General features: G+C 38.7%; 17 protein-coding genes. 3 read left to right on the forward strand and 14 right to left on the reverse strand.

The features are described 5' to 3' along the window. Positions 1–89: 89 nt before the first annotated feature. Positions 90–2,174 (forward strand): elongation factor G, encoded by a 2,085-nt coding sequence (fusA, locus tag I6F50_RS17430; RefSeq protein WP_024593825.1) that lies wholly within the window; start codon positions 90–92, stop codon positions 2,172–2,174. 854 nt (positions 2,175–3,028) lie between these two features. Here the strand turns inward: fusA and mdoH are convergent. From mdoH to I6F50_RS17500, 14 genes are all read right to left on the reverse strand, one after another. Further along, on the reverse strand, positions 3,029–4,990 hold the full coding sequence (mdoH, locus tag I6F50_RS17435) for a glucans biosynthesis glucosyltransferase MdoH (protein WP_197176862.1): 1,962 nt from the start codon (positions 4,988–4,990) through the stop codon (positions 3,029–3,031). Beyond that, the gene (locus I6F50_RS17440; protein ID WP_165726630.1) at positions 4,962–6,581 is read right to left on the reverse strand and encodes a glucan biosynthesis protein G; all 1,620 of its coding nucleotides are present in this window, start codon (positions 6,579–6,581) and stop codon (positions 4,962–4,964) included. Before I6F50_RS17440 ends, mdoH begins: the two co-directional genes overlap by 29 nt. A 329-nt stretch (positions 6,582–6,910) precedes the next feature. Further along, complete coding sequence (locus I6F50_RS17445; protein WP_197176865.1) at positions 6,911–9,643, reverse strand: ExeM/NucH family extracellular endonuclease; 2,733 nt, start codon at positions 9,641–9,643, stop codon at positions 6,911–6,913. A 128-nt stretch (positions 9,644–9,771) separates the two neighbouring features. After that, positions 9,772–10,782 carry a porphobilinogen synthase gene (hemB, locus tag I6F50_RS17450; protein WP_197176866.1) on the reverse strand — a complete coding sequence of 337 codons (1,011 nt, stop codon included), beginning with the start codon at positions 10,780–10,782 and terminating at the stop codon, positions 9,772–9,774. Positions 10,783–10,794: 12 nt separating this feature from the next. Continuing rightward, positions 10,795–12,648: a diguanylate cyclase gene (locus I6F50_RS17455; RefSeq protein ID WP_165740309.1), complete on the reverse strand. Its 1,854-nt coding sequence runs from the start codon at positions 12,646–12,648 to the stop codon at positions 10,795–10,797. Beyond that, positions 12,648–13,433 carry a TatD family hydrolase gene (locus I6F50_RS17460; protein WP_165740311.1) on the reverse strand — a complete coding sequence of 262 codons (786 nt, stop codon included), beginning with the start codon at positions 13,431–13,433 and terminating at the stop codon, positions 12,648–12,650. Before I6F50_RS17460 ends, I6F50_RS17455 begins: the two co-directional genes overlap by 1 nt. Beyond that, complete coding sequence (locus I6F50_RS17465; RefSeq protein WP_197176867.1) at positions 13,433–13,948, reverse strand: hypothetical protein; 516 nt, start codon at positions 13,946–13,948, stop codon at positions 13,433–13,435. Before I6F50_RS17465 ends, I6F50_RS17460 begins: the two co-directional genes overlap by 1 nt. A 1-nt stretch (position 13,949) precedes the next feature. Then, a complete protein-coding gene (tatC, locus tag I6F50_RS17470) occupies positions 13,950–14,690 on the reverse strand; it encodes a twin-arginine translocase subunit TatC (protein ID WP_165729105.1) in 741 nt (246 codons plus the stop codon). Between the two features lie 48 nt (positions 14,691–14,738). Continuing rightward, on the reverse strand, positions 14,739–15,071 hold the full coding sequence (tatB, locus tag I6F50_RS17475) for a Sec-independent protein translocase protein TatB (RefSeq protein WP_197176869.1): 333 nt from the start codon (positions 15,069–15,071) through the stop codon (positions 14,739–14,741). A gap of 5 nt (positions 15,072–15,076) precedes the next feature. After that, complete coding sequence (gene tatA / locus I6F50_RS17480) at positions 15,077–15,325, reverse strand: Sec-independent protein translocase subunit TatA (protein ID WP_165729103.1); 249 nt, start codon at positions 15,323–15,325, stop codon at positions 15,077–15,079. An 80-nt stretch (positions 15,326–15,405) separates the two neighbouring features. After that, a complete protein-coding gene (ubiB, locus tag I6F50_RS17485; RefSeq protein WP_197176875.1) occupies positions 15,406–17,010 on the reverse strand; it encodes a ubiquinone biosynthesis regulatory protein kinase UbiB in 1,605 nt (534 codons plus the stop codon). A 9-nt stretch (positions 17,011–17,019) separates the two neighbouring features. Then, positions 17,020–17,703: an SCP2 domain-containing protein gene (locus I6F50_RS17490; RefSeq protein ID WP_197176879.1), complete on the reverse strand. Its 684-nt coding sequence runs from the start codon at positions 17,701–17,703 to the stop codon at positions 17,020–17,022. 11 nt (positions 17,704–17,714) lie between these two features. Then, positions 17,715–18,470: a bifunctional demethylmenaquinone methyltransferase/2-methoxy-6-polyprenyl-1,4-benzoquinol methylase UbiE gene (ubiE, locus tag I6F50_RS17495; protein ID WP_024589468.1), complete on the reverse strand. Its 756-nt coding sequence runs from the start codon at positions 18,468–18,470 to the stop codon at positions 17,715–17,717. 83 nt (positions 18,471–18,553) lie between these two features. Beyond that, positions 18,554–19,540 carry a GGDEF domain-containing protein gene (locus I6F50_RS17500; RefSeq protein ID WP_007579862.1) on the reverse strand — a complete coding sequence of 329 codons (987 nt, stop codon included), beginning with the start codon at positions 19,538–19,540 and terminating at the stop codon, positions 18,554–18,556. 358 nt (positions 19,541–19,898) lie between these two features. Here I6F50_RS17500 and I6F50_RS17505 point away from each other — a divergent pair, with 358 nt between their 5' ends. Both I6F50_RS17505 and I6F50_RS17510 read left to right on the forward strand, forming a co-directional pair. Then, the gene (locus I6F50_RS17505; protein ID WP_197176881.1) at positions 19,899–21,677 is read left to right on the forward strand and encodes a DUF885 family protein; all 1,779 of its coding nucleotides are present in this window, start codon (positions 19,899–19,901) and stop codon (positions 21,675–21,677) included. Between the two features lie 112 nt (positions 21,678–21,789). Continuing rightward, entirely contained in the window at positions 21,790–23,256 is a 1,467-nt protein-coding gene (locus I6F50_RS17510; RefSeq protein WP_007579865.1) for an FMN-binding glutamate synthase family protein, read from the forward strand. Positions 23,257–23,362 lie beyond the last annotated feature (106 nt).

The following is a 23,362-nucleotide window of genomic DNA, read 5'->3' on the forward strand; positions in this document are numbered from 1 at the left end:
CATTTTAAGCGGCTTGTATGGTGATGTTCGCTTTAAGTGATGTTATACTCCTGCGGAATAATTTATCGACTTTATTAAGAGCAAAATTAATGGCAGATTTATCGAAGTACAGAAACATTGGTATTTTCGCGCACGTTGATGCGGGTAAGACCACGACTACTGAGCGTATCCTAAAGCTTACTGGTCAAATCCATAAAACTGGTGAGGTTCATGATGGTGAATCTACTACTGACTTCATGGAACAAGAAGCTGAGCGCGGTATTACTATTCAGTCTGCGGCTGTAAGCTGTTTCTGGAAAGATCACCGCTTTAACGTTATCGATACTCCTGGACACGTTGACTTCACAGTTGAAGTTTACCGTTCACTTAAAGTACTAGATGGCGGCATCGGTGTGTTCTGTGGTTCTGGTGGTGTTGAACCACAATCAGAAACTAACTGGCGTTATGCTAATGATTCAGAAGTTGCACGTATTATCTTCGTAAATAAATTAGACCGTATGGGTGCTGATTTTTACCGTGTAACTGAGCAAGTACGTAAAGTACTTGGCGCAACTCCACTAATCATGACTTTACCAATTGGTATTGAAGATGAGTTTGTTGGTGTTGTAGATGTTTTAACTAAAAAAGCATACGTTTGGGATGACACTGGTCTTCCTGAAAACTACGAAATCACAGACGTTCCTGCAGACATGGTAGATAAAACTGACGAGTATTATGAAATGCTTGTTGAAACTGCCCTTGAGCAAGACGATGCACTACTTGAAGCTTACATGGAAGGTGAAGCACCTTCTTTAGAAGACATCAAACGTTGTATCCGTAAAGGTACTCGTGACCTTGCTTTCTTCCCAACATACTGTGGTTCTGCGTTTAAGAACAAAGGTATGCAGCTTATTCTTGACGCTGTTGTTGATTACTTACCATGTCCTACAGAAGTTGATCCTCAACCTCTTATGGATGAAGAAGGTAACGAAAATGGCGAGTTCGCAGTAGTATCTACTGACGAGCCTTTCAAAGCGTTAGCATTCAAAATAATGGATGACCGTTTTGGTGCATTAACATTCGTACGTATTTACTCAGGTAAACTAAACAAGGGTGACACTATCCTTAACTCGTTTACTGGTAAAACTGAGCGTGTTGGCCGTATGGTTGAGATGCAAGCAGATGATCGTAACGAATTAACTAGCGCACAAGCTGGTGACATCATTGCTATCGTAGGCATGAAAAACGTGCAAACTGGTCACACATTATGTGATCCTAAGCACCCAGTAACACTTGAGCCAATGGTATTCCCAACTCCAGTAATCTCGATTGCTGTACAGCCTAAAGATAAAGGCGGTAATGAGAAAATGGGTGTTGCTATCGGTAAAATGGTTGCAGAAGATCCATCTTTCCAAGTTGAGACTGATGAAGATTCAGGCGAGACTATCCTTAAAGGTATGGGTGAGCTTCACTTAGATATCAAAGTAGATATTCTTAAGCGTACTTACGGCGTAGACCTTATTGTTGGTCAACCACAAGTTGCTTACCGTGAAACTATCACTAAAGAAATTGAAGATAGCTACACGCATAAGAAACAATCTGGTGGTTCTGGTCAGTTCGGTAAAATCGACTACCGCATCAAGCCAGGCGAAGTTGCTTCAGGTTTCACGTTTAAATCATCAGTTGTTGGTGGTAACGTACCTAAAGAATTCTGGCCTGCAGTTGAGAAAGGCTTTAAGTCAATGATGGGTACTGGTGTTCTAGCTGGCTTCCCTGTACTTGACGTTGAAATTGAACTTTTCGACGGTGGTTTCCATGCCGTGGATTCATCTGCAATCGCGTTCGAAATCGCTGCTAAAGGCGCTTTCCGTCAATCGATCCCTAAAGCGGGCGCACAACTTCTTGAGCCAATCATGAATGTTGACGTGTTCACTCCAGAAGATCACGTTGGTGACGTAATCGGTGACCTTAACCGTCGTCGTGGTATGATGAAAGACCAAGAAGCTGGTTTAACAGGCAGCCGTATTAAAGCTGACGTACCGTTATCAGAAATGTTCGGTTACATCGGTACACTACGTACAATGACATCTGGTCGTGGTCAGTTCTCTATGGAGTTCTCACACTACGCTGCATGTCCGCAAAACGTTGCTGATACAGTAATCGCTGCAGAAAAAGAGAAAAAAGCTGCTAAGTAATTAGCTCTTTAACTCTTTAAAAAAACCCGCACATGTTGCGGGTTTTTTATTGCCTATAATTTGGTTTTATTTTTTTAGTTGTTTATAACTACTTTTTATTATTAATTAGTCCTATGTTACTAATTAATAAAAAGGTACTAGAAAGCAATTTATTTACCTCAATTACTTAATTGGTTGGTTTATAAGAGGTTAATTGTAAAGTAAATGTAACTGTATGAATTTTAAGAACTTCTATTGATGCATCTATATACGTAATGTAGAATACTAGTACTTTTAGACTAGAGCTCTAAAGTCAGATAAGGAAGTCTCCGCAGCAGAGACGTTTGCTATTAATTCTATATAAGACGTAACAATCATGAAATCTATTAAATTAGCACCAAACTGGTGGCTACAATTTACAAAATGCGTTTTAGCATTCAGCTTAATATTTTTAATTCATATTATATTTTCTGTGAACCTAAAAATTGTTTTTCTCACTGTAATGCCAGCTCTACTGATTATTACTACTTTTAATATTCTTCATCTTCGTTTTTTACATTGTTATAAAGCAGGCATTTGTTATACGCGTTTATGCACAAAGCGTTATATCAATAGCGAGGAAATTAGTTGCGTATCATTTAGTTCGTTTTTTCTTTTCACCATTTTTAAGGTGGAGTTAGATAATGGTAAAACGTTCCATTTTTATAACTGGCAACTTGATGATGAAACGCAATCAGCTATTTCTAAAATGTACTGCAATAAGTTAGCTAACAAAATTGAAAATATTAGCGATAAATGCAATGCTTGATCTTTAATTTAGATAGCAAAAAGGAGCGATTAATCGCTCCTTTTTTGTTTTTGTATTTTATAACGCGCTAATTAAACTTTTTTATAGCCTTAGCTTTTAGCGCTTTCATCTTTAGCCTGCGTGGCTTCTTAAAAGACTGGATAGGCATTGTTACCAACTGCTCTTGTGGTAGTGCCGGTATTGTTTGTGGATAAGCACCTTCCTTTGGTACCGAAATTTCTTTTAGATGTATTTTAAGTGCTTCTAGAGTTGAGTCGTTATCAACTTCACTAGGGCAAATAAATATACCTAACTTTCTTAGTTGTACACCGAGTTTAATGCTACTGGTATAACGGATAATCGGAGCGCCTAATACTAAGCCCAGCAATATAGGTGATAACCACCAAAAGAATACTGGCGTGAAGTAGTAAGCCGTACAACCCCATGCAATAGCCACAATAGTTGAGAATAACGTATAACCAAACGCCTCTTTCCACGGAACCATACGACCTTCGCGCGGTTGTGCATCCCACTTCACTTTTTTACCTAAAAACACACAAAGTACAAAGTAAGCATGAAATACCATCATTAATGGGGCAACAATAATAGCGAATACGGTTTCAATGATTGAACCTAGTATGAGCTTAAATGAACCACCAAAGCGTTTGTTTCTATGTATTAAGGTTACTATTATGCCCATTAGTTTAGGCATTAATAAAATAACAATAGTTAAATACAAGAGTGAATCAATCAGATCGGTTTTAGCTATTTGCCATGTAGGGAATAATTGATAAACACGGTTAAAGTACACATCACTATTTAATGCGCGCGTTACTGCATCAATAGTACTTAGCGCTAGCATTGAGAGCCAAATTAGTGATGAAATATAGGCTGTCGCACCGAGTAAAAAGTGTAGCTTACTCATTAATTTTAATTTTGATGATGATAGTAAACCTAAGTGCTGAATATTACCTTGCACCCAGCGTCTATCGCGTACAGCGTAGTCTAGAATGTTACTTGGTACTTCTTCATAGCTACCTTCAATATCTGATAGCAACAATACATCCCAACCAGCACTGTGAAGTAGTGAAGCTTCTACAAAGTCATGACTTAAAATTTCGCCGCCAAAAGGTGCATTACCTTTTAGTGTTGGCAAGCCACAGCACGTTATAAATGCTTCAACTCTAATGATTGCATTATGACCCCAGTAGTTGGCTTTATCAGTTTGCCAAAAAGCTGAGCCAGTAGCGAGCATTGGGCTATATAGCACTGACGCAAACTGTAAAAAGCGGCCAAAAAAGGTATCTTGACGAACAGGGATCGGAATAGTTTGGATCAGGCCTGCTTGTGGGTTGTTGAGCATACTTGTAGTAAGCTCTAACATACATTTCCCGGTCATTACGCTATCTGCATCAAGCACAATCATATGGTCGTACTGGCTGCCCCAGCGCTCACAAAAGTCGGTTAGGTTACCTACTTTACGGTGTTTGTTATCTTCGCGACGACGATAAAAAACGTTTTTAGCCGTATCACCTAAACGTTCACACAATGCATGCCATGCACTTAGCTCGTTTTTAGCTATTTCTGGGTCTTGCGTGTCGCTTAATAGATAAAAATCGAAGTTTGCAAGTTGACCTGTTTCTTTTAACGATTGCAGACTAACTTCAAAGCCCGCGATAACACGGTGGGTGTCTTCGTTGTAAATAGGCATTACAACGGCGGTTTTTTGGGCGTTAATTGCTTCACTATTGAACTCAATTGGTTTAATACGCTTTAGCGTAAGTGGGTCAATTCGAAACAGCTGTAATACAAAGCCGATTGTTCCACTACAAAATGCCGTTACAATCCAGGCAAAAGTGATTGAGAATAATACTAAAAGAGCATACTCAAGTAATGTCATACCGTTTGAGCTTAAAATCTCAAACATAATAGATATGCCGTAGCCAGATGTGCCAAGCGCTGCAATAGAAAATAGCCAAACTCTTAATGTTTTGAATGGCATTGGAGTGCCCTTACCTTTATTACTTGATGTCATTTGGGTACCAAACATAACTCCATACCTCGCTAATTTCTTTATCACGTAGTTTTAACGATAAACGCATATCAACGGGTTGATCGTCCTGTGGTGCAATTTTAAAGGCGACACGCCATCCGCGTGAATCAGGCAGTTTTTGTACATTCACGTCGGTTACTTCGCCTGTTGTAAGTTGAATGTCGGCATCTAGCTTTAACTGTTCAGAGAGTTGATTTATTTCTGACCCAGTAAAATCAACAGTAAATTGGCGGTGGCTTTTTGGTGGTGGATTGTCTTCACCTGGTAAAGCGGCGCTACCGATCCTTGTGCGCAGTACTCTCGCTTTTTCGTGCTGAGTTAAAGCTGCATTAAAGGTCGTCATTTTGTAGCTTAGCTTTAACGAATCACCGGCTTTCATTGGCTTTTCTGGTACCCAGTAACTGACGATATTGTCGTTAGTTTCTGTGTCAGTAGGTATCTCTACAAGCTCTACACGGCCATTTCCCCATTCACCTTGTGGTTCAATCCATAGACTAGGGCGGTTGTGGTAATGTGCTTCTGTGTCCAGATAGTTATTAAAATCTCGATCTCGTTGAGCTAACCCAAAACCTTTTGGATTATTGTATGAAAACGAAGTTACACTTAGCTGTGAAGGGTTGTTAAGAGGGCGCCATACCCATTTATCATCAGCAGATTGAGTTAATAGGCCATCCGAGTCATGAACTTCAGGGCGATAGTCATCAAAAAATTTGGTACTGTTTTCACCGTGGTAAAACATACTCGTTAATGGAGCTACGCCGAGCTTTTTAATGTCTTTACGTGCAAATATCTGCATATCAACATCAACTAGCATATTAGTTGTAGGGTCAACACTAAACTTGTATGCACCCGATATAGATGGGCTATCTAATAATGCAAAAATGGTAATTTGTGTTTGGTCGGCCTTTGGTTTAACTAACCAAAACTCTTTGAACATTGGAAATTCTTCACCTGAATTTTCTGCAGTATCAATGGCAAGGCCTCTAGCTGATAATCCATAAACTTGCTGAGGGCCAACAACTCTAAAATACGATGCTCCCTGAAATACCATTACTTCGTCTTTATACTCGTTAGTATTTAACGGGTAATGTAAGCGAAATCCAGCATGGCCTAGTTGAGTATCCGCAACACTTTTAGCTATTTCTTCTTGTAGTGGTGCAGCAGTGCCATCGTATTGGTAAAAGTCAGTACTGAAAGGTAAGCGACTGCGTTTAGAGTCGCTATCAACGGTATTTATTGTCACAGGTGTTTTATATAAAAAACCAGGATGGAATAATTGCAGCTCGTACAGGCCTTCATCTTTCCATACTGCTTTGTCTTTTTTAAATCGAATTGAACGGTAATCTTGATAATCAATATTGTTAAGTGCTTCAAGCTCAATGTTTTTAGGCGCCACGTATTCTTCGCTTGCTAACTTTTTAGCGCGGGCGCTAATTACGTCAAATAAGCTACTTTGTGGGATTGCTACATCAACGGTTGCAGCAATCGCTTGGTTGCTATTGCCCCAAGTCGAAAAAATAATAAGTAGACCCAGTAGTGGTGCTGACTTCTTTTGCCATTTAGGCAGATTTTGGGTTAGTTGTTTCATTCTCATTCCTTTATAAAAACACGACTTATTTTTACGTTTAGGGTAAATATTGATTTTATTTTGTAAGTATCTTCTAAATAACTTAGAGCAAAATTTAAACCTAAATAAAAGTTCATATTTTTCAATAGGTAATATTTATATACATAATTCACTGAGGTTTTGTTGTGTAAAATTCACTCAAATGTATGTAGTTGTTACTGATTAATTACTAGAAGATTCACAGATCGTCTGAACATATTACGGGGGGTTTAATGAAGCTTGTCTGAATTACATTTGTATAAAATAAAAAAGCCGCAAGAGCGGCTTTTAAATGTTTAGATCTAACTTAGTTATTTCTTTTTAAATCGACGCACTATTGATAGTGGTGCTAAAAGAAGTGATAACCATAATAATGAACCTGCATCATTATCATCATCTGAGCGTAAGTTATTTACTTTCACGGCTACTTTTTCAACGTTAGATAAGTTACCCACGCTATCCTGAGCTTGCACTGTTAAAGTAATACGATTTTCAAATTCGTAATCAATCTCTCCAGCAACAATTAGCTGCCCCTGATTGTTAATAGAAACGCTGTCATTATCTGATGTAATAAATTTAACAACTGGTGATTCATCGGCATTTGGATCACTAAAATCGAGTGTGCCGATAATTGTTCCAATTGCGCTGTTTTCATCGACTGCAAAAACTTGATCAGCTTTAATAACTGGCGTTTGTTCTTCAGGTGTTAAAGTGATTTCAGATTTAATATCAATAATTACAGGGTCGTGATCTGATGCGCGGTATGCACTTTCAGAGTACAAACTAGATTGTTGACCTTCGCTTTTAAACTCTACATTGTAATCAAGAGAAATAGGTTCATCTGCGTTGATGTGCCAATCTGTTGCTGCGACAATTTTGCTAAGTAGTGATTGGGTAGCTACTGCATGATCTAAACTACCTGCGCGACCAGAAAAACTGTAAGAATAACCAAGCGTATCACCATCAATTTCTGCAACTACATTTTTGTAGCCTTTATCAGCAAATGCACGTATAGGATCTTCCATTGCGTAAGCATTCATATCGCCGACTAAAATAGTATCTTCGTCGTCAACACCGGTTGGTTTGCTATCAAGCCAATTTGCGAATGCATTAGCACCTTCTGTGCGTATTTCATTCCAACAGCCTTGTCCATCACCTGAATCTGCATTGTTTCCAGAAGCACTACCACAGCTTTTAGATTTAAGGTGTGACACAGCAACAGTAAATACTTCATCAGTTTCTAATGATTTAAAGCTTTGTGCAATTGGAGCACGGTTACTAAAATCAAATGGAGCCTCAGTCGTAATAGCAGCAGTACCTACTTCTTCTACTTTGTTAGTACGATAGATAAGTGCGGTAGTAATTGCATCGGTACCAATTTGATCTACGTTAAAATCAACAAATGCATAGTTGTTAGCACTATCAGCGTCATTTAACGCATCTACTAAGCTTGCAATTGCACTAAATTCGCCAAAACCATCATTTTCAATTTCCATTAAACCAACAACATCGGCCTGGATAGCGCTAATGGCACTTACAATTTTAGCTTCTTGGCGAGTAAATTCAGCTTCTGAATCTGCACCTCGGGCTGTCGGGAACCCTCCGCCTTGGCCATCACCATTAAAGTAATTAAGTACGTTAAAGCTAGCTACACGTAAATCTGCTTCAGCTTTAAGTTCAGGCGCATTTTCACGTGCATTTGTTGCAATAAACGAAGGTGCTACAGTTGGGTGGATTCTGTAAAGGCTAAAGCTATAAGCAAGTGCCCCCGTAACCGTATTAACTGTATCGCCAGTACGTAATGTATTTTCTGCTGATAAGCCTGGAGTTGGGTAGGCTGTAGGGTCTAAGTTTTGTACTGTAGAGCCATCATCTAGTAAAATCTTTTTAAGTAGATTTTCAGTTTCAACTGCATTAGCTGCATCTCCAGGTAATGCAACTTGGGTACCTTGATACAAGCGTTCTGTTGCTAATTCAACTTCACCATATCGACCAAGGCCAAAGTTATTAGTTACTACTAATGGTTGTTCTAATGTAACTAACATACCTTCAAAAGCTTCTAAATCAGTTGTATCAGCTAAAGGTAAAGTGATTTTTGTAGCTGCTGCAGCTAAACCAGTGCCACATACGGCAACTTGGCTAACACTGCCGATTTGTGTTGCATCAAAATATTCTTCTACAGTACCTTGTACACGTACATGGTCGCCTACGTTTACGTCAATATCTGCAAAATAAACAAATACACCTTCAGAGGTGAGAGGATTTGCATCTATGTCAGCAGCAAGTGAGCTAACGAAAAAGCCTTTTAATTGATCATCATCTTGGAAGTCTGCGGTTACAATACCCTCAAACTCTACTAAAGTATTAACAAGCGGGCTTGCAGAGCTATCGCCTTGTATAGCGTTAATTAGTACTTTTTCTGCGCCACAAACAAGTGGTTCAAGTGGTTCTGGTTCTGGAATTGGTTCAGGAGCACTGCCTTCAGAACCAGAATGAGAACCTAATCCATCGAATGTATCTATATCAAATTGAACCCATTCATCGCTAGGGCTAAACGCTGATGTTGAATCAGTGCGGCCTGTTGTAATACTGTCTTTTCTACGGAGTGTTTTGTTTTGCGTTTGTGCTGAGGCATCAGACCAAAATGACCCTGGATCTACACCCACTTGACCAAAGCTATCGACTACAATACCATCTTTTGTTAACACAAGAGCATCGTCACCGTTGTAAAATGTAACAGTGCTAGTAGTATCGGAAATACTTAGTATGTCTTCAATTGCGCCGGAGTTGGCAATTACGTATGTTGTATTTGCAGCTAATTCACCTGTTAAAGCAATAGAATTTCCTACAGTATCGCTACCGTTTGAATACAGTCCTAATGTGTATCCATCAAGTACTATTGAGGTAGGTGCATTATTATAAAGCTCAATTGCTTTATTATTACTGCTTCCCTCTATGTATTCTGAAATGATTAGATCTGCAGAGGCTGGTGCACTGAGACTTGCTATAACAAGTGCGAGTGGTGTTATTTTTGTTTTAAACATTTTTTTATTATTCCCGTGTATTAATCCCAAAATGGGACACCAGTTTAGAGAATAAATATGACGAAAATAATACAAAAATGTAAATAAATGTAAATAAAAGGCGGTTTAGCCGCCTTTTTATAAAAACCTTACTTTTTAGCTAGGTATTGTGCGGCTTGCTTAGCAAAATAGGTCAATATTCCATCAGCGCCTGCACGCTTAAATGCAAGTAAAGACTCCATTATAGTAGCTTCCTCACTTAACCAACCGTTATCAATAGCTGCTTTGTGCATTGCATACTCGCCACTTACCTGATATGCGAAAGTAGGTACACCAAACTCGTCTTTAACACGACGTACAATATCTAAATAAGGCATGCCAGGCTTAACCATGACCATATCAGCGCCTTCTTGTAAGTCTAATGCGACTTCACGTATTGCTTCATCAGAGTTTGCTGGGTCCATTTGGTAGGTTTTTTTATCGGCACCTTTTAAGTTCCCAGCAGAACCTATTGCGTCTCTAAATGGGCCATAGTAGCTAGATGCATATTTAGCTGAGTAGGCCATAATACGGGTATGTACAAACCCATCAGCTTCAAGTGCTTCACGAATTGCAGCAATACGGCCATCCATCATGTCCGAAGGGGCAATTACATCAGCGCCCGCTTCTGCATGCGAGAGTGCTTGTTTAACTAAAATTTCGGTGGTTACGTCGTTTATTACATAGCCTGTGTTATCAATAATGCCGTCTTGACCGTGCGTCGTGAATGGATCAAGTGCACCATCAGTAATTACACCCAACTCAGGAAAGGCTTCTTTTAAAGCGCGAACAGTGCGTTGCACTAAGCCATCGTCATTATATGCTTCTTCGGCAAATAGTGATTTTTTGTCCGCAGGGGTTACCGGAAAAATAGCAACGGCAGGTACGCCAAGATCAACAAGTTCTTTTGCCTCAAGTAATAGTAAATCTATCGATAGACGTTCAATACCAGGCATTGATTCAATTGCTTCGCGACGATTTTTACCTTCTAGTACAAATACAGGGTAAATTAAATCGTTTACGCTAAGTTGGTTTTCGGCCATTAAGCGGCGAGAAAAGTCGCTGCGGCGCATTCTGCGCATGCGAGTATACGGGAAAAGGTCTAATCCTGATTGGGCCATATTAATATGCTCCTACTGTGGTAATGGAAAAGTGATTACTTGATTACGGCCATGTTGCTTTGCGTAATAAAGTGCTTTGTCGGCGCACTCAGTAAAAATTTGAGGGCTGCTAACATCATCAGCAATGCTGGTGTATACACCAGCGCTAATTGTAAATTGAATATCATTATTGGCAACCGTTACTGTACTGGCTGAGATAGCTGCTCGTATTTTTTCAGCTATGTCTTGTGCACCTTCGCTGGGGGTATTAGGTAATAGCACCACAAACTCTTCACCGCCATAACGAGCAACTTCATCGAGTGGTCGCTTTAAATGATCTTTTATAAGGTCAGATACAGCTTTAATAACTTGATCGCCAATTATGTGTCCGTATGTATCGTTAATGCTTTTGAATCGGTCTATATCAAGCATAACAATACTAAGCGGCGTTTGTTCTCGGCGAGACCGACGAATCTCCATTATTAGCTTTTTATCAAAAAAGCGTCTGTTTTTTATTCCGGTTAAAGCGTCTTCGGTATTGAGTAACTCAAGTGAGCGGTTTTTTTCTTCAAGTTCTCTGAGTGTAACTTGTAATTCAAAGGTGCGTTCGTCGACTTGTGATTCGAGTTCTTGGCGTGTTTTTTCTTGTAACTTTAAGCGTTCTTTAAGTAGCGTATCTTGAGCTGCATTTTCAGCAATCAAGGTTTGCTGAGCAATTACTTCTTCATCACGTTGCAAAATAAATAACTTCATTACACTGTAGCATAGACAAAATGTGCAGCTAAAAAAGCATGTAAATACAAATGCTAATGTACTTCTGTCAAAGGCGTATAACCCTATTACTGCAACAATAAAATAAAGCATCACCACCAAGAAAAAAACTAATACGAGCAGTAGCGCTTTATTAGGTTTAGAAGGTGATAAACGTATGCACATAAGTGTAGTTGCAATATAAAAGCCTAAAACGATTGGGATAGTAGTTAAGCAAAATAGTGTCACTATATGGGTTGGAAATAGCCAAATAAACAATAACGAGACACCTAATGCATTAACTATCACTTTTTGAACCGTTAGTAAAAAAGAGGGCTTTGGATGGCAAATTTGCTTTTGTAAAGGCAAAAACATTAAAGCAATAAGCATAAGTAATATAGGGATCATAACTTGCTGTAACACTGGCAAATTAGGGTGAATATATTTCAGGCCAAAGCCACAAATGTAGGCTAATAAGCTACCTAATGTGAGGGTAATTAAACCAGCATAAACAAAATAACGTTTACGTGAAAAACTATATAAAACTAAGCAGCTCACGCCTAAAGAAAATATAAAACCAATCAATAAGCCATAGAGTAAATTAAGTTTACCTTTATGTGCCAAATAAGCTTCTGGTTGCCACAGCGTTAAAGGGACTCGCAAGCCGGAGCTATTCGTCACTCTCATAATAATAATGGTTTCGCTATTTGCAGGGCTAATTAGTTTAACTAATAAAGATTCACTCTTAATCGCACGTTTATTAAGGGGGTATCCATCGCCAATTTGGGTGTGAGAAATTAATTGCGAGTTATGTAACTGATATACTTGAACGTCGTTTAGCAGAGGGTTGTTTAGTGACAACAGTTGTTCGGTATCATAACTAAGCGTGTTTTTTATTTTAAATTTCATCCATACAGAACGCTGCTCAAGACCTAGGTTAAGAGGTTTACCTGTGTTTTTTTGCCACTGTATATGGCTACTTTGTTGTGCATCTAATAGCGAAGTTGGTTCAAAAGAGTAATGCAGGTTATTAATGTCTTGGGAGTTAAAATCATGTTTTATTATTACAGGGCTTGCGAAAGAGCAAAAAGTGCAAAGAAGCATCAATAAACTTAGTAATGCTTTTGCGCACGCCATTAGCAGCTCTTTAAACCAAAAACATTGTAAAAGTTTTCTGTAGTTTTGTGGGCCACAACTTCTTCATCTATTTGATAAAGTTGTGCAACCGTTTGACAGATATAAGGAAGCAGAGCGGGTTCATTTTTACGCGATTTAGGTTTTGGCTTAACTGTTCGTGGAATTAAAAATGGTGCATCAGTTTCTATTAATAATCGATCTAGAGGAATGCTAGGCACTAGTTGTTGTAAATCTTTACCACGCCTTTCATCACATACCCAACCCGTTATACCAATATACAGACCTAAATCTAAATATTGCTTTAGAGCTGCTGAGTTACCCGTAAAGCAGTGGAGTACACCGCGAATATTAAACTCTTTTAAAATACTTAGCATGTCGTCACTTGCATCACGTTCATGTAAGTAAACAGGTAAATCTAATTTTTCGGCAAGTGCTAGGTGGCGTCTAAAAACACTACGCTGTACATCGCGAGGCGAAAAGTCACGGTTATAATCAAGGCCGCATTCACCAATCGCTATGACTTGCTTATTGTTTGCAAGTGCAGTTAATTGTGCTTCTAATTCATTCGTCGCCGATTTAGCATCATGTGGGTGGACACCCGCCGTAGAATATTGGAGATGTTTTATCGCAAGTTCAAGTGATTGCTGACTACTCGCAATATCACAACCTATAATAAGCATATTTGTAACACCGGCTTCGCTTGCACGGGTAATTACATCATAATGCTGGTCATCAAATTGATGATTAGTTAAGTTAACTCCAGCATCAATTAACGTATATGACATTACTTAGTACGTTTAACGCGAATAGAGCGGTTTTTACCGTCTTGTTTCAGTAAAAAGGAGTTGAATGCACCACGGCTGATTACAATTGTATCGTTTTCTTTTAAACGCATGCTGTCAGAGCCAATTTGACGCCATTGTTGGCCGTTATCTAGCGAAATAATTAACTCGCCATAAGCTGCTTCTTTCACTGAAGTAACCATAGCTTTAATTTCAGTCTCTTTTTCTACCTGTGATTCTTTGTGCTCTAAGCCAAAATCGTCAGCTTTTGCCTTTGCTTGCATTGGTGCAGCAGCTACGGCTTGAGGTACATTGTTAGCCGTTGGTGGAGTGAGTGTTTTTGTTATTGTTGGCTTTGTTAGTGATTTACCAGCAATTGTATTGTCATAGCAAAGTAATCGGTTAAAGTCATTTTCAATAAAGCTACATGCTTGCAGGGCCTGAGTATTAAATTCAGTTTGCGCAGCAAAAGTAGGCGCACTTAATAAAACCAATAGTGAGAGTAGTTGTTTTTTCATTTTATTCCTCAGATTCTTTTTGTGGTTTGGCGGTATAAAATTTTGCTAAAATTAAACCTAGTTCAAACAAAAGAAGCATCGGAAATGCTAATAATGTTTGTGATAAAACATCAGGCGGTGTTAAAAACATTGCCACTACAAATACACCCACCACGATATAAGGGCGCTTTTCTTTTAAGCTTTTTGTTGTTGTTGCGCCACTCCAGCATAGCAGCATAATAGCTACTGGAATTTCGAAAGCGACACCGAATGCAAAAAATAGTTTTAATACGAATCCTAAATAGCTAGCGATATCGGGTGCTAGAGTCATCATTTCGGGACCTGTACTTGTAAAAAAACCTAATATAATTGGTAGTACTGCAAAGTAGCAAAAAGCGATACCCCCATAAAACAAGACAACGCTTGAGATTAGTATAGGTATTAGCATTTTTTTTTCATTTTGGTACAAGCCAGGAGCTATAAACCCCCAAATTTGATGAAGTATCCATGGAGTAGATAATAAAGCTGCAACAAAAAAAGTAAGCATCATAGGGACTATAAAAGGGTCACTCACATTTATAGCTATCATGGTCGCGCCATTAGGTAAATGAACCACTAATGGTGCAGCTATAAGTTCGTAAATATCATCTTTAAAATAAAACAGTGCGATAAAAAATAATAAAATGCTCAATAGTGCTTTTATTAGTCGATCACGTAACTCAATTAAATGAGATACAAACCCCGATTTTACTTCCTCAACCATTATTTTTTATACCATGTAGTAAGTTGACCACAAAGTGAGAGATAAACTTCACTTTTTTTCATCAAGTTGTTGGCTATTTGATGTATCCGGTTGTGTTTTTTTGTAGCTGTGAGTAACTGACTCAGCCGCTTTTTGTAGCTCTGTTAATGAGCTTTGTAGCTCAGGGCTTAAATCTTTTAGTTCTTGTTGTTCTGCTTTTTTAAGGTTTTCGTGAAGTTCATGAATGCGCAGTTCTTCACTTACTTCTGCTTTTACCGAGTTGGCAACCGACTTAGCGGTTTTAACCCATTTACTCACTGTTCTAATAGCAACAGGTAAGCGCTCAGGGCCGAGTACCACTAAGCCAACAATAAAAACTACAACAAGTTCCCACATACCCATACTTATTAAACCTTATTGTTATCTTTGGTTTTTTCAGTATTGATTGAGTCGCCAACGGTGCTTTTTTCTGATTGTTGAATTTGCTCTGATTTTTCTTGCTCGTTAGCTTGATCATCCGACATTGCTTTTTTGAAGCCTTTAACAGCGCCGCCAATGTCTCCACCCATACCGCGTAGCTTTTTTGTGCCGAAAAGCAAAACTATGATTGCCAAAACAATTAATAATTGCCAAATACTAATACCACCAAAACCCATGGTTTTCTCCAATATATAAAATGGTTAAATGTCTATTTTAAATACTAATTATACGCCAAATAGCGTAAATAGCACTCAGTTTATGCGCTGCGCCATGCTGCTATAAAGCTAATAACAGATAAGCCTATTGCAATACTTGCAGCTACTAAATCGTACTGTAAATAACAAAGTGTTGCCATGATCATTGTAGCACTACCAAATAAACCTAAAATTAAAGGTTTATGAGATACCTTTTGTTCTTGAGGTTGATGAGCGTGTGGTGCACGCTTTAAATTTTGGTAAATTAGATCGGGTAGCTCGGGCATTTTTTCAGCCCAAAATGGTAAGTTAGCATACATTTGTTTCAATATAGATAACGGGCCGACTTGTTGCTTTACCCAATCTTCTAAAAAGGGTTTGGCTGTTTTCCATAAGTCGAGTTGCGGATACAGCTGACGCCCTAATCCCTCAACGTATAATAAGGTTTTTTGTAGCAATACTAATTGCGGTTGTACCTGCATGTTAAAACGACGTGCGGTATTAAATAAATTTACGAGCACGTGACCAAATGAAATTTCAGCAAGGGGCTTATTAAATATAGGCTCGCATACAGTGCGAATCGCAAATTCAAACTCTTCAATACTGGTATCGTGTGGTACCCAGCCAGAATCAACATGCAACTGTGCTACTTGGCGGTAATCGCGATTAAAAAAGGCAATGAAGTTTTCGGCTAAGTAGCGTTTGTCTTCTTTACTTAAAGTACCAACAATACCGCAATCAATACCGATATACATTGGATTTTCAGGATGCTCGCGAGAAACAAATATATTGCCAGGGTGCATATCGGCATGAAAAAAGCTGTCCCTAAACACCTGCGTAAAAAATACCTCTACGCCACGCTCAGCCAATAACTTCATATTGGTGTTTTGCGCCATAAGCGCATCTTTATCAGATACGGGTATACCGTAAATACGCTCCATTACGAGGATATTACTGCGGCTGTAGTCACTATACACTGCAGGTATATACAATGACTCAGAACCTTCAAAATTACGTTTAAGTTGAATGCCATTGGCACCTTCACGCATTAAATCAAGTTCATCAAGAAGTGTTTTTTTATAGTCCTTAACAACTTCGACAGGACGAAGACGTTTTGATTCGTTGTGTACCTTAGCGAGGACTTTGGCAAGTTTTTCCATTAACGCCAAGTCTGCATTAATTTGCTCGTGAATATTTGGTCGAATGACTTTAATTACGACATCTTGCTCAATGCTGTGTTCATCAATCAGCTTTGCTGTATGTACTTGTGCTATTGATGCTGACGCTAATGGTGTTTGTGAAAACTCACTAAACAATTCGCTTATGTCGTTAATTTCTAGCGCTTTTTCTATAATTTTTTGTGCAAGTGCGCCTTCAAATGGCTGAACTTGATCTTGTAAAAACGCAAGCTCTAAAGCGATATCATGAGGGAGTAAGTCACGACGAGTTGAGAGCATTTGGCCAAACTTAATCCAAACAGGACCAAGCTCTTGTAGTGCCAAACGTAAGCGTAGCCCTGCAGGTTTTTCTTTGTGCTGATTACGCAGCCAAAACAAACTGCCACGAGCTACTTTACCAAACCAAGGGATCTTATGTTTTGGAATTAGCTCGTCTAACCCATAGCTAAGTAATGTTTTGGTGATGTTATACAAACGTGCAGTCGACACAAAAAATCCTTAGCGGGTGTTTGAAGGTGAAAAAGAGTTTAACAAGGTATTTATACGCTGCTCAACAGCAGCGACTTGGCCTTTGAGTTCTCTATTTTTTTGTTTAAATTGCTCAAGTTCTAATGGGTGAATAGTAATTGCGAGCTCATCTTGGCATAAACTTGTAAGCATTGTACTTATTTTAGTGTTGGTTTTGCTGCTCTTTTGTTTTAGTTTTTTTAAGTGCAGATATAACTGCTGAGCGGGGGTATCACCAATGTATCTAGAGAGCTGTTCAGGCCAATCAATATCAATGCCTGAAAACGCATTGCTATAAGTTTGCGCAATATTTAAATCGCCTTGTAAGTCGAGCTTATCTTGGCGAATTAACTGGGTAAGCATAGCTGGGTTTTTAAGCGCTAAAAGCGTGTCTATGTCTGCGCTGATCATACAATCTGCGTTTTCATTATTTTGAGCACTGTATAAGTGTAATTGCTCAGCGCTATAAACAAGTTGGATGCTTTGTTGCCAATCTCTTACTTCAACCACTAAGCGCTGATGTTTAACGGCGCTTAGCTTTTGAGATAATTGTGGGTCAAGGCTAAGCGCTTGATTTAGTACACGCTCAATAAGCGAAAGTACAAAATTAGGTAACATAAAAAATTCAGATGGTATTGCATCATTATTATTTTTTGTTATTTTCTCAAGCGCCATAACTGCTAGCCTTAATATTTAAAACCACGGTGCAGCGCAACAATTCCGCCTGTGAGGTTTTGGTATGTTGTTTGCTCAAAGCCTGCATCTTCCATCATCGCTTTTAGCGTGTCTTGATCTGGATGCATACGAATAGATTCAGCTAAATACTTATACGATTCACTGTCGTTAGCAACTAGCTTACCCATTGTAGGCAATAAATTAAATGAGTAAAAATCGTAAGCTTTACTAAGTACGTCATGTTCTGGTTTTGAAAACTCTAAAACAAGTAAACGACCACCTGGCTTTAAAATGCGGTACATAGAGCGTAATGCTTTGTCTTTATCGGTGACGTTACGTAAGCCAAAGGCAATAGTGATCACATCAAAGCTATTATCTGGGAACGGTAGCATTTCTGCATTCATTTGTACGTAGTCGATATTGCCCACTAATCCAAGATTATGCAGTTTTTCACGACCAACTTTAAGCATAGATGAGTTTATATCACCCAAAACAACTTGACCCGTTTCGCCCACTAATTGGCTAAACTTTGCCGTTAAGTCGCCAGTGCCGCCGGCTAAATCGAGTACATGATGGCCTTTACGAACACCTGAGCTTGCAATAGTTTGACGTTTCCATAAACGATGCACCCCAAAAGACATTAAATCATTCATTACATCGTATTTTGCAGCTACTGAGTGAAATACATCAGCAACCATAGAAGCTTTATCGTTCTCGGCTACTGTTTTATAACCAAAATGCGTGGTCTTTTGTTCGGTTTCGTTCATGATTAATCTCTATCGTGACAATAGAGGTTAGTGTACTTTATTGTACACAGTAGGTGCAATTTGAATATGATTTATCAGGTAATTTATTGCCCTGCAGTGTAACTACTTTGACCTAATGAACGTGCTTTAAAAGCCGCATGAGATGCTTTTTTTGCTAACTGATTAAAATCATCTTCTTGTTGATGCTGAGCAATTCCTAGTGATAAGCCAATACTTGGTAGCTTGATACCTGTTTTTGAACTAACAAAGCGTAGCTTTTCGACCCCATTTCGTACTTTTTCGGCAATAACATTAGCTGTATCTGGGTCTATGTCGGCGAGGAGAACAGTAAATTGATCTTTTGCTGTGCGACCAGGTAAGCCACTTTGAAAAACATATTTTTGCACTTGCTTAGCGACTTTACTCAAAATGACTTCACCAATAATATCACCATAATTTTTAGTAAAGTGATCAAGGTTGTCTATTTGAATCGCTATTGCGCAAATAGATTTTTGTTGATTAGTCCACACTTGGGTTTGTTGCGTTAAATAATGGCGCTTATAAAGCCCTGTTTGGCTATCAATAATATGCTGTTTACGAAGTTGAGTTAGCTGCTTTTGTGTTTTTTCGTGTAGTTGTTTGGCTTTGCTTAGTTCTTGCTTAAATTGCTTATGTTGGTTGAGTAATTCGGCGGTTTGATTATGAAGAACTTCAAGCGCTTGACGGCTTTGTTCTATGTTGTTCTCATCTAGCGAATGTACGCATTCGCTCACTTGACCCGCAAAGCGAATTATTTGCTTTTCAGTAGCTTGAGAATTTTGAGAAAGTGAGTTTATAACACCATCAACATTTTGAATCATGTTGACTTGCGCTTTGTGGCCAGTATTTAAAAACTCAGAATGTAGTTGTTCAATTAAAACGCTATCTATATTGTCTTCAACAGCGATAGCACGGTCTAAAGCTTTATTTAGCTTGAGATTAGTTTGACTGGTATAAGCATAAATAACTTGATAATTCAGCGGCGTAGGTGGGAGCGTATAGCGCTCTAAAAAAACACACACTTTGGTCATTTTTTCTTGTGCAATAGCCATGGAATCATGGAACATCATTTTAAATACCAACTAAGTACGCATAAGTGCAAATTTTAAAATATCTCATTCCATGAGGCGGTTATGCGTCCGAGCTTTTTATTATTTTTTTATACAGTAATCATTATCCGAGCTATTTAAAAGCAAAAACGATAGTTAGGGAACTTAAATTTTGCTTTAGCAGCTTAATCGCTGTTTTTCTCATCAATTAGGCTGGTTTTTACTTCATTTAATGTATGTAACGTATTAATACACTTGGTATAAGTAGGGATTATTACTATGAGGTTGGTCTCATTTACTTGCTATTTATTTACCCTACGATAGCTTTATGAAATTAATAACACTGCTAAGTTACATTATAATGAATCATTTTTTAATTAAGCCCCTTCGCCAATCTTTATTTGGTATCACGGTTTTGTGCTCATTAAGTGCATGCCAAATGACCATGCAAAATTCAGATCAACAATTTACTCAAGTAGCGCAAAGTATTGTTGATTATAGAGAAAGTATTAACCCTTACGATAGTGTAGGTGGTGTTGAAGGTTATTTATTACCAAATTTATCCCCTGAATTTTTAGCGCAAGAATATAAAAATAAAACGCGATTACTTGCTGAATTAGACACTATTAATATTGAAAAGCTAAGCGATGAAAATCAAATTAACTTCGATATTATTCGAGCTCAAGTACAAAACAGTGTCGATGAATATGTATTTAATGCGTACTATATGCCGCTCACCTCTGAATATGGGTTTCATTCTGGTTTGTCGTACATAATAAATAGCTCTAAATATAAAAACCCGGAAGATTACCAAGTGTATCTTGCACGATTGGCGCAAGTTCCACGCTTTTTTGAGCAAAACATGTATTGGATGAAAAAAGGGCTTGAGGCAGGGCTTACTCAACCTAGAGCTGTATTAGAAGGTTATGAAGATTCAATTAATGCTTACATTGTTGACGATGTAACTACGTCTGAATTTTATAAACCATTTTTAACTAATACAGCGGGTTTGAGCGACAGTGAATTTAAAGCACTACAACAAAAAGCTAAAAATATTATAAAAGAAGAGGTTATAAAATCTTATAAAGATTATTTAGCGTTTTTTACGCAGCAATATCGACCTGGTGCACGTACAAGTATTGGTATATCAGATACACCTAATGGCGAAGCGTTTTATAAAAATAGAGCTAAGTACTACACCACTACCGATATGACACCTAAAGAGATTCACGAACTTGGCTTAAAAGAAGTTGAGCGAATTCGTAGTGAAATGGAAAACGTAATAGCAGAAGTAGGTTTTAAAGGCACGTTTGCCGAATTTATTCACTTTTTACGCACTGATCCACAATTTTACGCCACAACACCAGAGCAACTTTTAAAAGAAGCATCTTATATTGCTAAAAAAATGGATGCACAACTGCCTAAATTATTTCATACCTTACCGCGCAAACCTTATGGTGTAGCACCTGTACCTGCTAGTATTGCACCTAAATACACAACCGGTCGCTATTCAGGCTCTAATCGAGATGATGAAGCAGGGTATTATTGGGTAAATACTTACGCTTTAGATAAGCGCCCTTTGTATGTTTTAGAAGCATTAACGCTGCACGAAGCCGTGCCTGGCCATCATTTACAAATATCACTTAATGCAGAGCTTGAAAATCTGCCTAGTTATCGTCGTGATGCTTACCTCTCGGCATTTGGCGAAGGTTGGGGGCTTTACTCTGAATATTTAGGTTTAGAAGCCGGCTTTTATCAAGACCCATATAGCCGTTTTGGTCGTTTAACGTATGAAATGTGGCGAGCAGCGCGTTTAGTTGTTGATACAGGTATGCATATGTATGGCTGGAGTCGCGAGCGTGCCATGAACTTTATGAGCGAAAATACAGCGCTTTCGTTGCATAACGTTAAAACCGAAACCGATCGTTATATTACATGGCCTGCACAGGCGCTTTCGTACAAAATAGGTGAGCTTACTATTAAGCGTTTACGCATTGAAGCAGAGCAAGCGCTAGGAAAAAGCTTTGATATTCGTGAATTTCATCATCAAATATTACGCCATGGTTCAGTGCCTTTATCGGTACTTGAAACGCAAGTGCGTTTATATATAAAAGCAGAGTTAGCTAAACAACAGAATTAGATATAAGGCAGTTAAAGCCTTGAACAAATAAAAGTGTTATGTCATTTTGGTGATATAGCACTTTTTTATTTTAAAAACAGTCATCAAGGGGCCTTGGGTGAGTAATTTTATAATGTTTAGTATTGATGTATTTGCAAGTATGTTTATTGTTGTTTTAGGGTTATTGGTTTTAATCGTTGTCGTTTTTTATATTCGAGATGTAACACAAACCAAGCATGCAATTAGACGTAATTACCCTGTTATTGGTCGCTTTCGATATTTTTTTGAACGCCAAGGTGAGTTTTTTAGACAGTACTTTTTTGCTCAAGATCGAGAAGAAATGCCGTTTAACCGCGCAGAGCGTAGTTGGGTTTATCGTGCAGCAAAAGATGTTGACCGTACGGCTGCATTTGGCTCCACGCAAAGCTTAGAAGTAACAGGTACGGTTATGTTTATGAACTGTGCATTTCCTACTTTAGACGAAGAAGCGCTCGACCCGAGTAATGTTACTTTGGGTCCATACTGTAAAACACCTTACACGACCAACTCGTTATTCAATGTGTCTGGTATGAGTTTTGGTGCGCTTTCAAAGCCAGCTGTACGAGCCTTATCAAAAGGGGCAAAACTAGCGGGTTGTTGGATGAACACCGGTGAAGGGGGGTTAAGTCCTTATCACTTAGAAGGTGGTGCCGATTTAGTGTTTCAGATTGGTACAGCTAAATATGGTGCACGAGACGAGCATGGAAATTTAAGTACCGAAAAGCTAAAAGAAATAGCGGCTCATGAACAAGTAAAAATGTTTGAACTTAAAATGAGCCAAGGTGCAAAACCAGGTAAAGGCGGTATGTTACCAGGGCGCAAAGTTAACGCCGAAATAGCTAAAATTAGGGGCATACCAGAAGGGCAAGATTCTATTAGCCCCAATGGTCATCCTGAAATTAAAAACCCAGCCGATATTCTCGATATGATTGCCACTGTGCGTAACGCGACAGGTAAACCTACAGGGTTTAAAGCCGTTATTGGTGCTTACGGATGGTTAGAAACGTTGTTCGCTGAAATAAACCACCGTGGTATAGAGTCCGCGCCTGACTTTATTACCATAGATAGTGCTGATGGTGGTACGGGCGCAGCACCACAACCGCTTATGGATTCAGTGGGTTTACCACTGCGCGAAAGTTTACCGCTTGTAGTTAATATGCTTGAAAAACATGGACTGCGAGATCGTATTAAAATAATCGCGTCTGGTAAATTAATTGTTCCTTCAAAGGTGGCTTGGGCGTTAGCGCTCGGTGCTGATTTTGTTGTATCGGCTCGAGGGCATATGTTTGCACTGGGCTGTATTCAGGCAATGCAATGTAATAAAGATACCTGTCCGACCGGGATCACTACGCATAACGAGCGTTTGCAACGCGGCTTAAATGTAGCTGATAAAGCGCAACGAGTAGCTAACTATAATAAATACATTCATTACGGAGCTGGGCTAATAGCTCATTCTTGTGGTGTGACTAGTGCACGCGAATTAAAACGTGAACATGTACGTATAGTGCAAGAAAGTGGTTTATCAGAACCGCTCGATAAAATTTACGAAAACTATAAGTAAGTTTTTAACTAACTAAAAAAGGCGCTAATAGCTGTCTCTTATACACAAATCCCTGCTAAGAAATTAGCGGGGATTTTTTTGAACTAAATCTCAATGTCATGATCAG

Source organism: Pseudoalteromonas sp. NZS127_1, from assembly GCF_015864295.1.
GTDB classification, from domain to species: domain Bacteria; phylum Pseudomonadota; class Gammaproteobacteria; order Enterobacterales; family Alteromonadaceae; genus Pseudoalteromonas; species Pseudoalteromonas arctica.